Source organism: Caballeronia sp. ATUFL_F2_KS9A (genome assembly GCF_023630765.1).
Taxonomy (GTDB): Bacteria; Pseudomonadota; Gammaproteobacteria; order Burkholderiales; family Burkholderiaceae; genus Caballeronia; species Caballeronia zhejiangensis.
The window spans coordinates 392,248-404,342 of the sequence record NZ_JALQEK010000031.1; the positions used below are offsets into that span (position 1 = coordinate 392,248).

At 65.1% G+C, this 12,095-nt stretch carries 13 protein-coding genes; all 13 read left to right on the plus strand.

Going from position 1 to position 12,095, the window contains the following annotated elements:
- Window positions 1-240: 240 nt before the first annotated feature.
- The 13 genes from NCS67_RS20620 to NCS67_RS20680 all read left to right on the plus strand — a co-directional run bounded on the left by NCS67_RS20620 (window position 241) and on the right by NCS67_RS20680 (window position 11,919).
- The gene (locus NCS67_RS20620) at window positions 241-582 is read left to right on the plus strand and encodes a hypothetical protein (protein ID WP_033536684.1); all 342 of its coding nucleotides are present in this window, start codon (window positions 241-243) and stop codon (window positions 580-582) included.
- A 29-nt stretch (window positions 583-611) separates the two neighbouring features.
- Window positions 612-1,538, plus strand: coding sequence for a 2-dehydropantoate 2-reductase (gene panE, locus NCS67_RS20625; RefSeq protein WP_008354101.1), 927 nt, complete (start codon window positions 612-614; stop codon window positions 1,536-1,538).
- 5 nt (window positions 1,539-1,543) lie between these two features.
- Window positions 1,544-2,095, plus strand: coding sequence for a chromate transporter (locus NCS67_RS20630; protein ID WP_250436372.1), 552 nt, complete (start codon window positions 1,544-1,546; stop codon window positions 2,093-2,095).
- Window positions 2,092-2,619 (plus strand): chromate transporter, encoded by a 528-nt coding sequence (locus NCS67_RS20635; protein WP_175982943.1) that lies wholly within the window; start codon window positions 2,092-2,094, stop codon window positions 2,617-2,619. Before NCS67_RS20630 ends, NCS67_RS20635 begins: the two co-directional genes overlap by 4 nt.
- Window positions 2,620-2,674: 55 nt before the next feature.
- Window positions 2,675-3,013, plus strand: coding sequence for a thioredoxin family protein (locus tag NCS67_RS20640; RefSeq protein ID WP_008354098.1), 339 nt, complete (start codon window positions 2,675-2,677; stop codon window positions 3,011-3,013).
- A gap of 87 nt (window positions 3,014-3,100) precedes the next feature.
- Window positions 3,101-3,805, plus strand: a complete 705-nt coding sequence (locus tag NCS67_RS20645) for a FadR/GntR family transcriptional regulator (RefSeq protein ID WP_008354096.1) — start codon at window positions 3,101-3,103, stop codon at window positions 3,803-3,805.
- 10 nt (window positions 3,806-3,815) lie between these two features.
- Window positions 3,816-4,712 carry an L-threonate dehydrogenase gene (gene ltnD, locus NCS67_RS20650; RefSeq protein WP_008354095.1) on the plus strand — a complete coding sequence of 299 codons (897 nt, stop codon included), beginning with the start codon at window positions 3,816-3,818 and terminating at the stop codon, window positions 4,710-4,712.
- Window positions 4,709-5,986, plus strand: a complete 1,278-nt coding sequence (gene otnK / locus NCS67_RS20655) for a 3-oxo-tetronate kinase (protein ID WP_250436335.1) — start codon at window positions 4,709-4,711, stop codon at window positions 5,984-5,986. Before ltnD ends, otnK begins: the two co-directional genes overlap by 4 nt.
- Complete coding sequence (otnC, locus tag NCS67_RS20660; RefSeq protein WP_250436338.1) at window positions 5,986-6,627, plus strand: 3-oxo-tetronate 4-phosphate decarboxylase; 642 nt, start codon at window positions 5,986-5,988, stop codon at window positions 6,625-6,627. The genes otnK and otnC overlap by 1 nt, the downstream gene beginning before the upstream one ends.
- 335 nt (window positions 6,628-6,962) lie before the next feature.
- A complete protein-coding gene (gene otnI / locus NCS67_RS20665; protein ID WP_008354092.1) occupies window positions 6,963-7,751 on the plus strand; it encodes a 2-oxo-tetronate isomerase in 789 nt (262 codons plus the stop codon).
- Window positions 7,752-7,767: 16 nt separating this feature from the next.
- The gene (gene denD, locus NCS67_RS20670) at window positions 7,768-8,733 is read left to right on the plus strand and encodes a D-erythronate dehydrogenase (RefSeq protein WP_008354091.1); all 966 of its coding nucleotides are present in this window, start codon (window positions 7,768-7,770) and stop codon (window positions 8,731-8,733) included.
- A 274-nt stretch (window positions 8,734-9,007) separates the two neighbouring features.
- Window positions 9,008-10,120: a DedA family protein/thiosulfate sulfurtransferase GlpE gene (locus tag NCS67_RS20675; protein WP_008354090.1), complete on the plus strand. Its 1,113-nt coding sequence runs from the start codon at window positions 9,008-9,010 to the stop codon at window positions 10,118-10,120.
- Between the two features lie 32 nt (window positions 10,121-10,152).
- Window positions 10,153-11,919, plus strand: coding sequence for an FAD-dependent oxidoreductase (locus NCS67_RS20680; RefSeq protein WP_372492631.1), 1,767 nt, complete (start codon window positions 10,153-10,155; stop codon window positions 11,917-11,919).
- Window positions 11,920-12,095: the final 176 nt, after the last annotated feature.

A 12,095-nucleotide genomic window follows, 5' to 3' on the forward strand; every position in this document is an offset into this window, starting at 1 on the left:
GGCTTCGGGATGAAAACGTGTCGATGGGGCGGCGCCCGCGCGAGAGAGATCGTCTCCGGTTCCGACCGGCGGCGCGATGGGCCGCGCCGATGTCCGATCGTTTTGCGCGAGCGCAGACCGCCCGAATTTACCACTTTGAGACGCATCCGGCAGGGGCCGCGCCGTCCGATCGAGCGCCAAAAGCATCGCCGTCATAGAATGGACGCCCGCAACGAGCACGCCGCGAAGGCCATCCGAAACATGCCGCCCGCCCGGCGCGCGCGCAGCCATCATTACTCCGTCTACGTCGTCGAACTGTCCGGAACGGTCTGGAACGAAGCGCGTTTCCGTCGCGCGAATCCGGATTACGTGATCGGCATGCCGTTCGTCTACGTGGGCATGACGGGCATCGATCCCGACGTGCGCTTCGACAAGCACAAGGCCGGCATCCAGTCGAATCGCTATGTCCGCGAATACGGACTGCGGCTCCTGCCGCAACTGTATGAGATGTACAACCCGATGCCCTACGACGGCGCGCGCGACATGGAAGTGGAACTGGCGATCGGCTTGCGCGAAGCGGGCTATGGCGTCTGGCAGGCGTGAACGATTCATACAGCGAAAAGGAGCGAGACATGCGGATTCTGGTAGTGGGCGCGGGGGCCATCGGCGGATATTTCGGTGCACGGCTGCTCGAAGCGGGCCGCGACGTGACCTTTCTCGTGCGCGAGCGCCGCGCCGAGCGGCTGCGTCAGTGCGGCCTGAAAGTGAAGAGCCCGGAAGGCGATCTCGCGTTCGCCTGTCCGCCGATGGTGCTCGCGAAAGACATCGACGGCCCTTACGATCTCGTGCTCCTGAGCTGCAAGGCCTACGACCTGCAAGGCGCGATCGATTCCTTCGCGCCCGCCGTCGGTCCCGATACCGCGATCCTGCCGCTCCTGAACGGCATGGGCCATCTCGACGCGCTCGACGCGCGCTTCGATCCCGCGAACGTGCTCGGCGGCCAATGCGTGATCGCCGCGACGCTCGACGCCGAAGGCGAGATCGTGCATCTGAACAACATGCATTCGATGACTATCGGCGAGCGCACGGGCGGCCGCTCGGCGCGCATCGACGCAATCGCCGCGCAACTCGACGGCGCAGGCTTCGATTTAAACGTGAGCGAAGACATCCTTCAGTCGATGTGGGACAAGTGGGTGTTCCTCGCCACGCTCGCGACCGGCACCTGCCTGATGCGCGCGCCCATCGGCGATATTCTCGCGGCGCCGGGCGGCGAGGCGCTGCTGTTCCAGCTCTTCGACGAATGCTGCGGCATCGCCGGCGACAACGCGCACGCACCGGGCGAGGCGGTCGTCACGCGCGCGCGGGCGTTTTTCTCGGAGCGCGGCTCGCCGATGACCGCATCGATGCTGCGCGATCTCGAGAACGGCGCGCCGATCGAGGCGGATCACATCGTCGGCGATCTGCTGTCGCGGCGGCGCACGCAAATCGCCGGGCTGTCGGCGCTGGCGGTCGCGTACGCGCATCTGAAAGCCTACGAAGCGCGCCGGGCACGCGCGTGAGCGTCATGTCCCGCGACGGCCACGCGCCACGGCCGACGGTCGCCGAAATCTTCATCGGCTTTCTGACGCTCGGGCTGACGGCGTTCGGCGGCGCGCTGCCGCTCGCGCGGCGCGAGATCGTCGAGCGCCGCAAATGGCTCGACGCCGACGCGTTCACCGATCTCCTCGGCCTCTGTCAGTTCCTGCCGGGCGGCAACGTGATCAATCTGTCGGTGGCAATCGGCATGCGCTTTCGCGGCGTGCCGGGCGCGCTCGCGGGCTTGCTGGGCCTGCTTGTCGGACCGTCGCTCATCGTGATCGGGCTCGGCGTGATCTATCAGCGCACGCATCAGGACCCGCGCATCGCGCATCTGTTCGCGGGGCTCGCGGCGGCCGCGGCGGGCCTGCTCATCGCGATGGCGGCGAAGATCATGTGGCCGTTGCGCCGGAAGCCGGAAGCGGCGATCGTCGCGCTTCTGATGTTCGCGTCGATAGCGATCCTGCGCACGCCGCTCCTGCCGACGATGCTCGTCTTCACGCCGATTTCGGTGCTGATCGCGTGGAAAGTCCGCCGATGAAAAACGATCTGCTTTCGCTCGCGGCGATCTTCAGTCAGCTCTCGCTGCTCGCGTTCGGCGGCGGCAATTCGATCCTGCCGGAAATGCAGCGTCAGGTCGTGCAGGTTCACGAATGGATGTCGAAGGCCGATTTCTCCGCGCTCTTCGCGCTCGCGCAGGCCGCGCCGGGCCCGAACATGATGGTCGTCACGCTGATCGGCTGGCATGTCGCCGGCTGGCCCGGCGTGCTGGTGACGTCGATCGCGAAGTTCGGGCCGTCGTCGCTCGTGACGATCGCCGCGATGCACGCGTGGGAGCGCTTCAAGGATCGCCCGTGGCGGCGCTTCATCCAGCTCGGGCTCGTGCCGATCACGGCCGGGCTCGTCGCGGCGAGCGCGTTGCTGATCGCCGAGGCATCCGATGGAACCTGGACGCTCGCGGCCATCACGGCGCTCGTCGCGCTCGTCTCGTACCGGACGAAGCTGCATCCGCTGTGGCTGCTCGCGGGCGGCGCGCTCATCGGGCTGACGGGTTTCGGCCAGTAAGATCGGGCAAGTTTTCTGCTGGCTTCATCGACAACAAAAGACAAGGAAGCACGCCATGAGCATGAACATCGAATACGCGAAGACCGCACCGGATCGCACGGAAATCGACGCGCTCACCGGCCCGACGGTCGTCGAGTTCGGCACCGACTGGTGCGGTTTCTGCCGTGCCGCGCAACCGTTGATCGCGCAGGCATTTCAGGATCATCGCGCGGTGCAGCACATCAAGATCGAGGATGGCAGCGGCCGCCCGCTCGGACGTTCGTTTCGCGTAAAGCTCTGGCCGACGCTCGTCTTCATGCTCGGCGGCAAGGAAGTCGCGCGCCTCGTGCGCCCCGGCGACGTCTCCGAAATTCGTGACGCGCTCGCGCTCATCGACGAGCCGCTCGCGCAGTAAGCCACGACCGAGGGTTATTCCTCGGTCCACTTCCATCGTAAAAATTTGTATGATGACCCGATGACCTGACGAGGCGCATCGAGTCGCATGTTCGAGAAAATTCCGCCGCGCGCGTTGAGCGACACCGTCGCGCAACAATTGCAAAAGCTGATCGAGAAGGGCAGTTTCGCCGCGACCGGCAAGCTGCCGACCGAAGCGGTGCTCGCGCAGGAATTCGGCGTGAGCCGCACGGTCATTCGCGAAGCCATCTCGCGGCTGAAGAACGAAGGCATGGTCGAGCCGCGTCAGGGCAGCGGCGTATTCATCGTCGAGCGCGCGGGGATTCGGCCGTTGCGCATCGATTATGCGCAGGCGGTCGAGCCCGGCGCGGTCGTGCAGATTCTCGCGCTGCGCCGGGCGATCGAGGCCGAAGTGGCATCCGAAGCCGCGCAGCGGCGTACCGACGAACAACTCGCCGCCATCGATGACGCGCTCGCATCCATCGATGAAGCCGTGCGCGATGGCCGCGACGGCGTCGCCGAGGACGTCGCGTTCCATCGGGAAATCGCCAACGCGACCGGCAATCCGTACTTCCTGAAAACCCTCACGTTTCTGAACCAGTACCTGGAAGCGGGCACGCTCGTTACGCGCGGCAACGAGGCGCTGCGCGAGGACTTCATGCGTCAGGTGCGCGAGGAGCACGCGGCGATCGTCGAGGCGATCCGCGCGCGCGAGCCCGACGCCGCGCGCCACGCCGCGCAGACGCATCTCATCAACGCCGCGCGCCGACTGGCGGAAGCGGGCATCTGTTAAGGAATTTGCGATGACACGAAACGTCGGAGTGATCGGTTTGGGCGCAATGGGCATGGGCGTCGCGCGCTCGTTGCTGCGGGCGGGCTTCGCCGTGCATGCGTGCGACGTGCGCCAGCCGGTGCTCGATGCGTTCGCGGCCGAAGGCGGCATCGCGTGCGCGTCGCCGGCCGAGTTGGGCGGCAAGTGCGCGGTCGTGCTGACGGTCGTCGTCAATGCGGCGCAGACCGAAGCCGTGCTGTTCGGCGAAACCGGCGCGGTCGAAGCGATGAAACCCGGCGGCGTCGTGCTCGCGTGCGCGACGGTATCGCCGCAATTCGCCGCCGATCTCGGCAAGCGCATCGGCGAGAAGGGCGTGCACATGCTCGACGCGCCCTTGTCCGGCGGCGCGGCGAAAGCCAGCTCCGGCGAAATGACGATGATGACCTCCGGCCCCGCCGACGCCTACGCCGCCTGCGAGGACGTACTCGACGCGATCGCGGGCAAGGTCTATCGGCTCGGCGACGCCCACGGCGCGGGCTCGAAGGTGAAGATCATCAATCAGTTGCTGGCGGGCGTGCATATCGCGGCGGCGGCCGAAGCGATGGCGCTCGGCCTGCGCGAAGGCGTCGATCCGGATGCGCTTTACGACGTCATCACCCACAGCGCGGGCAATTCGTGGATGTTCGAGAATCGCGTGCCGCACATTCTTTCGGGCGATTACACACCGCTTTCCGCCGTCGATATTTTCGTGAAGGACTTGGGCCTCGTGCTCGACACGGCGCGCACGTCGAAATTTCCGTTGCCGCTGTCGGCGGCGGCGCATCAGATGTTCATGATGGCGTCCACGGCCGGACACGGCGGCGAGGACGATTCCGCGGTCATCAAGATTTTTCCGGGCATCGACATTCCGAAGGGAGCGAAGCAATGACGCAAGCGGCGCAGGCACTGCTCGGCTGTATCGCCGACGATTTCACCGGCGCGACCGATCTCGCCAACATGCTCGTGCGCGGCGGCATGCGCACGGTGCAGACCATCGGCGTGCCGGAAGCGAGCGCGCGGATCGAGGCGGACGCGATCGTCGTCGCGCTGAAGTCGCGCACGATTCCCGCCGACGACGCCATGCGCCAGTCGCTCGATGCGCTCGAATGGCTGCGTGCGCAGGGCTGCCGCCAGTTCTTCTTCAAGTATTGCTCGACGTTCGATTCGACCGACAAGGGCAACATCGGCCCGGTCGCGGACGCGTTGCTCGACGCGCTGAAGGACGATTTCACGATTGCGTGCCCGGCGTTTCCCGAGAATGGCCGCACGATTTTTCGCGGCAACCTGTTCGTCGGCGATGTGTTGCTGAACGAATCGGGCATGGAGAATCATCCGCTCACGCCGATGACCGATCCGAACCTCGTGCGCGTCTTGCAGCGTCAGACGAAATCGAAGGTCGGGCTCATTCGTTACGACACGATTGCGAAGGGGGCGGACGCGATCCGCGCGCGCATGGATGAATTGAAGAAGGACGGCGTGCGCCTCGCGATCGCGGATGCCGTTTCGGACGCGGACTTGTACGTGCTCGGCGACGCATGCCGCGATCTGAAGCTGATTACGGGCGGCTCGGGCATCGCGCTTGGATTGCCGCAGAATTTCCGCGCGGCGAATCTGCTGGCGCACGCGGAGCACGCCGCCGATTTGCCGACGATCGAGGGCAAAGCGGTGGTGCTGGCGGGGAGTGCATCGAAGGCGACGAACGCGCAGGTTGCGCACTGGCGCGAATCGAAGCCGGCGTTTCGCGTCGATCCGATGGCGTTGTCGCGCGGCGAGCCGGTCGTGCAGAGCGCGGTCGAATTCGCGCGCCAGCATGACGAGCCGGTGCTGATTTACGCGACGTCATCGCCGGAAGAAGTGAAGGCGGTGCAGAAGGAACTGGGCGTCGAGAAGGCGGGGCATCTGGTGGAAGACGCGCTTGCGTCGATAGCGCGGACATTGCGCGATGACGGCTGCGCCAAATTCGTCGTGGCGGGCGGCGAAACGTCGGGCGCGGTGGTGCAGGCGCTAGACGTGCGTTCGTTGCGCATCGGGCCGCAGATCGATCCGGGCGTGCCGGCGACGCAATCGATCGGCGCGGATGGAAGCGGGGCGCTGGGCCTGGCGCTCAAGTCCGGCAATTTCGGCACGACCGATTTCTTTGAAAAGGCGTTGAAGGCACTGTGATGGCATCGAACGAGAACGCTATTCGCGAAGAGATCTGCGTGACGGGCGGAAGTCTGTACGAGCGCCGATATACGGTGGGCAGCGCGGGCAACATCAGCGCGCGGCTCGACGATGGCTGGCTGATCACGCCGACGGATGCGTGCCTGGGCCGCCTCGATCCGAACGACATTGCGAAGGTGGATGCGCGAGGCAATCACGTATCGGGCGGACGTCCGTCGAAGACGTTGGCGCTGCATCGCCGGATTTACGAAAACGATGCGAACGCGCGCGGCGTGGTGCATACGCATTCGACGCATCTGGTGGCGCTGACGTTGGCGGGCGTGTGGAAGAACGACGATGTATTGCCGCCGATCACGCCGTACTACGTGATGAAGGTGGGCCATGTTCCGCTGATAGCGTACCGCCGACCGGGCGACGAGTCGGTGGCGGAGGAAGTGGCGGCGTTGGCGTCGCGGGTGAGGGCGGTGTTGCTGGAGCGGTTGGGGCCGGTGGTGTGGGAGAAGTCCGTGTCGCACGCGAGCTATGCGTTGGAGGAGTTGGAGGAGACGGCGCGGCTGTATCTATCGACGATGCCGCGTCCGGAGCCGTTGGCGGAAGAAGCGATAGAGGAATTGAAGAAGACGTTCGGCGCGCGCTGGTAACACAGAGCCGACTGACCGATCGGCCGCGAAGCGGGCTGGAGCCATTTCGTGCTGAACCAGCGCGCGAAACGGACTAGCTGGTCGGACCGTGCGCGAGCCAGGCCCGATGGGGCCTATGAGGGGCACTCTTTAGGCGAGTGCCACGGTGGACGAGAGTACTACCCAAATTGCGTGTGACCGCGGGCCTGAAAAGCTGCTTTCTTTGCTTACTTTCTTTGCAGCAGCAAAGAAAGTAAGTGCCGCCCCGCACAGGGGCAACGCCAATAGACCGACTCGAACACAGGATTCCATAGAAGCAAGCGCATTCGAAACCGGAACAGACGGAGCACAAGCAAATGCCAAGATTCGCAGCAAACCTGACGATGATGTACCCCGAGCACGCTTTCCTGGACCGCTTCGCCGCAGCGGCGAAGGATGGTTTCAAGGCGGTGGAATTCCTGTTCCCTTACGACTTCGAAGCGAACGAGATCAAGCAGCGCTTAACGGACAATGGCTTGACGCAGGCGTTGTTCAACGCCCCGCCGGGCGACTGGGCGAAGGGCGAACGCGGCATCGCCTCGTTACCGGGCCGCGAGGAAGAGTTCAAGCAGAGCGTCGCAAAGGGACTCGAATACACCGCCGTGCTGGGCAACGAGAAACTGCACGTCATGGCCGGCCTGATCGCGAAAGATCAGAACAGAGAGCAACATCGCGCGGTGTATCTGAAGAACCTCGAATACGCGGCAAAAGAAGCGCAGAAAGCGGGCATAACGATCGTGATCGAGCCGATCAACACCCGCGACATACCCGGTTTCTTCCTGAACCGCCAAGACGAAGCACAGCAAATCTGCGATGAGATCAATGCGCCGAATTTAAAGGTGCAATTCGACATCTATCACTGCCAGATCGTGGAAGGCGACATCGCGATGAAGCTTAAGCGCGACATGAAGCGCCCGAATGCGGGCATCGGCCATATCCAGATTGCGGGCGTGCCGGAGCGCCACGAACCGGGCATCGGCGAATTGAACTATCCGTATCTCTTCGAACTGATCGATTCGCTTGGCTACGAGGGCTTCATCGGCTGCGAATACAAACCGAAGGCCGGCACGTCGGAAGGTCTCGGCTGGCTCAAACCTTATCTGTAAAAACGGAAGCGACCACATGAAGATACTCATCACGGGCGGCGCGGGCTTCATCGGTCAGCGACTCGCAAAGCGGCTGCTCGCGCGCAACGAGCTCAATGGCAAGCCGATCACGGAACTGGTGCTGCTCGACGTAGCGCGTCCGCAAGACGACAGCCTGCTGAACGACAAACGCGTGCGCGCCGAAACTGGCGACATCTCCGACCCGGCGGTGCTGCAACGCCACGTCGACACGGGGACGGAAGCCATCTTCCATCTCGCTGCGATCGTGAGCGGCCAGGCCGAAGCGGATTTCGATCTCGGCATGAAGATCAACCTCGACGCGTCGCGCGCGCTGCTCGAAGTGTGCCGCGCGGCGGGCCACAAGCCGCGCGTCGTGTTCACGAGTTCGGTCGCTGTGTACGGCGGCGCGCTGCCCGACGTCGTGCAGGACGACACCGCGCTGAATCCGCAATCGTCGTACGGAACGCAAAAGGCGATCGCCGAGCTGCTGCTCTCCGATTACGCGCGGCGCGGTTTCGTCGATGGCCGCGTGCTGCGCCTGCCGACGATCAGCGTGCGCCCCGGCAAGCCCAACGCGGCGGCGTCGTCGTTCGCGAGCGGCATCATCCGCGAGCCGCTGAACGGCGAGCGTTCGACGTGTCCCGTCGATGGCGAAACGCGTCTGTGGCTGCTGTCGCCGAAAAGCGCGGTCGAGGCGCTGATCGCCGGCTGCGAAATCGAGCGCGAAAAGCTCGGCTTGCGGCCAGTCATCAATCTGCCGGGGCTGTCGGTCAGCGTGAACGAGATGGTCGCGGCGCTGCGCGAAGTGGCGGGCGACGAAGTAGTGCAGCGCATCGACTGGCAGCGCGACGAACGCATCGAGAAGATCGTGTGCAGCTGGCCGGGCGCGTGGAATACGGCGCGCGCGGAGCAACTCGGCCTGTCGGGCGATAAAAATTTCGCCGACGTGATCCGCGCCTATATCGCCGACGACCTCGCCTGAATCCCACTCTCCGGGCATCGCGCGCGCGATGCCCGCGTCCCGCGCGCCTGTCATGCTTACGATCGCGTTTCCGGGCTACACTTATCTCTTAAATGTGACGAACGTCGGCCCGGCGCCGCGCGTATCGCGTTGAACCACGAGCGGCCGCAAGCGCTCGTATCTCTCTCGCTTTCGTGCCTTGCGTGCCTAACGTGCTCCGTGCGCCTTCGCAGCGCCGTTCGCGGCGCGCGTCCCGTCGTCCCGTGAACAGACCATTCCCGCGCGGGAGATTCCCATGTTGTTGCATCAGCTAGTCGATCGATTCGGCCCGGCGATCGTGTTCGTCAACGTGATGGGCTCGGCGCTCGGGCTGCCCGTGCCCGCCATGCCGACGATGATCGTCGTCGGCGCATCCATCGCGCTGATGGCGGTCGACGGCGGCGCATTCTGGCCGCCGCTCGTGGGCGTGCTGTGCGTCGCGGTGGCGGGCGGCGTGCTCGGCGATCTCGTCTGGTTCCAGGGCGGGCGCAAGTATGGCGACAAAACGCTCAAGACCATCTGCAAGCTCTCGCTTTCGCGCGATACCTGCGTGAAGAAGACCGAACGCTTCTTCGGGCGCTGGGGCGTACGCATCCTGCTCGTCGCGAAGTTCATCCCCGGTCTTTCGCTCGTCTCCGTGCCGCTCGCGGGCGCGATGGGCGTGAAGCTGCGCAGCTTCATCGCGCACGACGGCGCGGGCATCGCGCTGTGGGGCGCGGTCGGGCTGACGGTCGGCGTCATCTTCGCGGCGCAGTTGGAGATGGTCTTCGCGATGATCTCGCAGCTCGGGCGGCAGGCGGTGGCGGTCGTCGCGGTGCTGCTCGCGATCTACGTCACGTACCGCTGGTGGCGCCGCCGCGCGCTCATGGCGACGCTGGAAAAAGCGCGCATCAGCGTGGACGAGCTGTATGCGCTCATGAACGACGAGCCGCTGCCCGTAATCTTCGACATCCGTTCGCCCGAAAAACGCATGCTCGATCCCGAAGCGATTCCCGGCTCGATGTTCGCCGACGAACGCGATCTCGCGAAGATCATCGAGAGCTACGACAAGTCGCGCAAGGTCGTCATCTATTGCTCGTGTCCGAACGAAGTGTCGGCTGCGTGGATGGCGAAGACCATGCGTAACGCGGGTTTTCGCGACGTCGTGCCGCTCACGGGCGGGCTCGACGCGTGGCGGCTCGCCGGTTTTCACGTCGCGACGCTGACCGAGTTCGGCGAGCTCGCGGCGTCGTCGCCCGAGGAAGTCGCGGAAATGGCGGCGATGTGCCCGTGGCCCGTCAAGTCGTCGGTATCGGGATCGGCGTCGGCATCGCCCGCGGGCACCGCATCCCTGCATGAAGCTGGTTTTCCACACGGAGATCGCGCATGAGTACCACGCCGTTCAACGAGTCCTCTCAGGACATGCCGAATGTCGTCGCATGGAGCGCGCGCGAGCCGATGGAGAGTCCGAATCCGAACGTGGTGCCGACGCCCGCCGCCGCATCCTCGACGAGCGACGACAACGCGCCCTTCTCGCCGCTCGAAAGCCGCGTGCACCAGATGTTCCCGCGCCTGACCGATAACGAGATCGAGCGCATGAGCCGCTTCGGCACGCCGGCGCACTATCGCGCGGGCGAGTGGATTTTCCGCGTCGGCGAAACCGGGCGCGGCATGGTGATCGTCCTGAAGGGCGCGGTGCGCGTGACGCGGCGCGATGCGCTCGGCATCGAGCACATCGTGCGCGAGCACGGCGAGGGGCATTTTCTCGCGGAAGTGGCGCAACTCTCGGGCAAGCCGTGTCTCGTCGACGGCATGGCGGTCGGCGAAGTGGATGGCATCGTGATTCCGCCGGAGCGTCTGCGGGCGCTGCTCGTCGCCGAAGCGGAACTGGGCGAGCGCATCATGCGCGCGCTGATCCTGCGGCGCGTCGGCCTCATCGAAAAGGGCAGCGGACCGGTGCTGCTCGGCCCGTCCGACGACGGCCGTCTCGTGTCGCTGCAAGGCTTCCTGCGCCGGAATGGTTATCCGCACACGGTGATCGACGCCTGCACCGACCCCGATGCGATCTCGCTGCTCGAACGCATTTCGGCATCGACGGCCGATTTCCCGCTCGTCATCTGCCCGGACGGCACCGTGTTGCGCGCGCCCGATGAAAATCAGGTCGCGACGCAGCTCGGCTGGCTGCCGGAGTTCGATCCCGCGCATGTCTACGATGTCGCCGTCGTCGGCGCGGGTCCGGCCGGTCTCGCGACGGCGGTGTACGCGGCGTCGGAAGGTCTGTCGGTCGCGGTGTTCGATTGCCGCGCGCCGGGCGGGCAGGCGGGCGCGAGCTCGCGCATCGAGAACTATCTCGGCTTTCCGACCGGCATCTCGGGTCAGGCGCTCGCCGGGCGCGCGTTCGTGCAGGCGCAGAAGTTCGGCGCGCATATCGCGATTCCGACGAAGATCAAGGCGCTGCATTGCGACTGCAATCCGATCCAGATCGAACTACAGAACGGCACGCGCGTGACGACGCAGACGGTCGTGATCGCTTCGGGTGCGGCGTATCGGCGGCCGGACATCGCGGGGCTGGATCGGTATGAAGGGCACGGCACGTATTACTGGGCGTCGCCGGTCGAGGCGAAGCTCTGCAAGAACGCGGAAGTCGTGCTCGTCGGCGGCGGCAATTCGGCGGGACAGGCCGTCGTCTATCTCGCGACGCATGCGAAGCACGTCCATGTGCTGATTCGCGGCGCGGGGCTGTCGTCGAGCATGTCGCACTATCTGGTCGAGCGCATCGGCTCGCTGCCGAACGTCACGGTGCGAACGCATACGCAGATCACCTCGCTCGACGGCGACGGCCGCGCGCTCACCGCGGTCAATTGCAAGTCGCCGGATGGGCCGCTCACGATCGAGTCGCGGCATCTGTTCCTCTTCACCGGCGCGGACCCGAATACCGACTGGTTGCGCAACTGCAACGTGAACGTCGACGGGAAAGGCTTCGTGCTGACTGGACCGGAGGCCCACGAAGGGCGCACCGAAGGCGTCATGGCGCTGGAAACCAGCGTGCCGGGCGTGTTCGCTATCGGCGACGTGCGCTCGAGTTCGACGAAACGCGTCGCGGCGGCGGTCGGCGAAGGCGCTGCGGTCGTCGCGCAGATTCACGGCTTGCTCGCGAAGCGCGAAGCTTTGAGCGTGCCCGTGGCGTAAAACGCGCATCACGCTCCGGACGATAAAAACGGCCACTCGACAGTGGCCGTTTTTATTTTCGAATATCACGCGACTCACGCGACATTCCGACTCAGTTGCAAAAGACTGTCTAAAGCCGCGCCAGTATTGACGCTCTGGGCGCTCATTATTGAGCTTCGAGAAATTTGATCCTCGGC

Coding starts and splice junctions, on each gene's coding strand:
- NCS67_RS20640 (WP_008354098.1), top strand. CDS start 2,675: ATGAGCATGAACATCGAATACGCGAAGACCGCACCGGATCGCACGGAA.
- NCS67_RS20645 (WP_008354096.1), top strand. CDS start 3,101: ATGTTCGAGAAAATTCCGCCGCGCGCGTTGAGCGACACCGTCGCGCAA.
- denD (WP_008354091.1), top strand. CDS start 7,768: ATGAAGATACTCATCACGGGCGGCGCGGGCTTCATCGGTCAGCGACTC.
- NCS67_RS20635 (WP_175982943.1), top strand. CDS start 2,092: ATGAAAAACGATCTGCTTTCGCTCGCGGCGATCTTCAGTCAGCTCTCG.
- otnI (WP_008354092.1), top strand. CDS start 6,963: ATGCCAAGATTCGCAGCAAACCTGACGATGATGTACCCCGAGCACGCT.
- panE (WP_008354101.1), top strand. CDS start 612: ATGCGGATTCTGGTAGTGGGCGCGGGGGCCATCGGCGGATATTTCGGT.
- otnC (WP_250436338.1), top strand. CDS start 5,986: ATGGCATCGAACGAGAACGCTATTCGCGAAGAGATCTGCGTGACGGGC.
- NCS67_RS20680 (WP_372492631.1), top strand. CDS start 10,153: ATGCCGAATGTCGTCGCATGGAGCGCGCGCGAGCCGATGGAGAGTCCG.
- NCS67_RS20620 (WP_033536684.1), top strand. CDS start 241: ATGCCGCCCGCCCGGCGCGCGCGCAGCCATCATTACTCCGTCTACGTC.
- NCS67_RS20630 (WP_250436372.1), top strand. CDS start 1,544: ATGTCCCGCGACGGCCACGCGCCACGGCCGACGGTCGCCGAAATCTTC.
- otnK (WP_250436335.1), top strand. CDS start 4,709: ATGACGCAAGCGGCGCAGGCACTGCTCGGCTGTATCGCCGACGATTTC.
- ltnD (WP_008354095.1), top strand. CDS start 3,816: ATGACACGAAACGTCGGAGTGATCGGTTTGGGCGCAATGGGCATGGGC.
- NCS67_RS20675 (WP_008354090.1), top strand. CDS start 9,008: ATGTTGTTGCATCAGCTAGTCGATCGATTCGGCCCGGCGATCGTGTTC.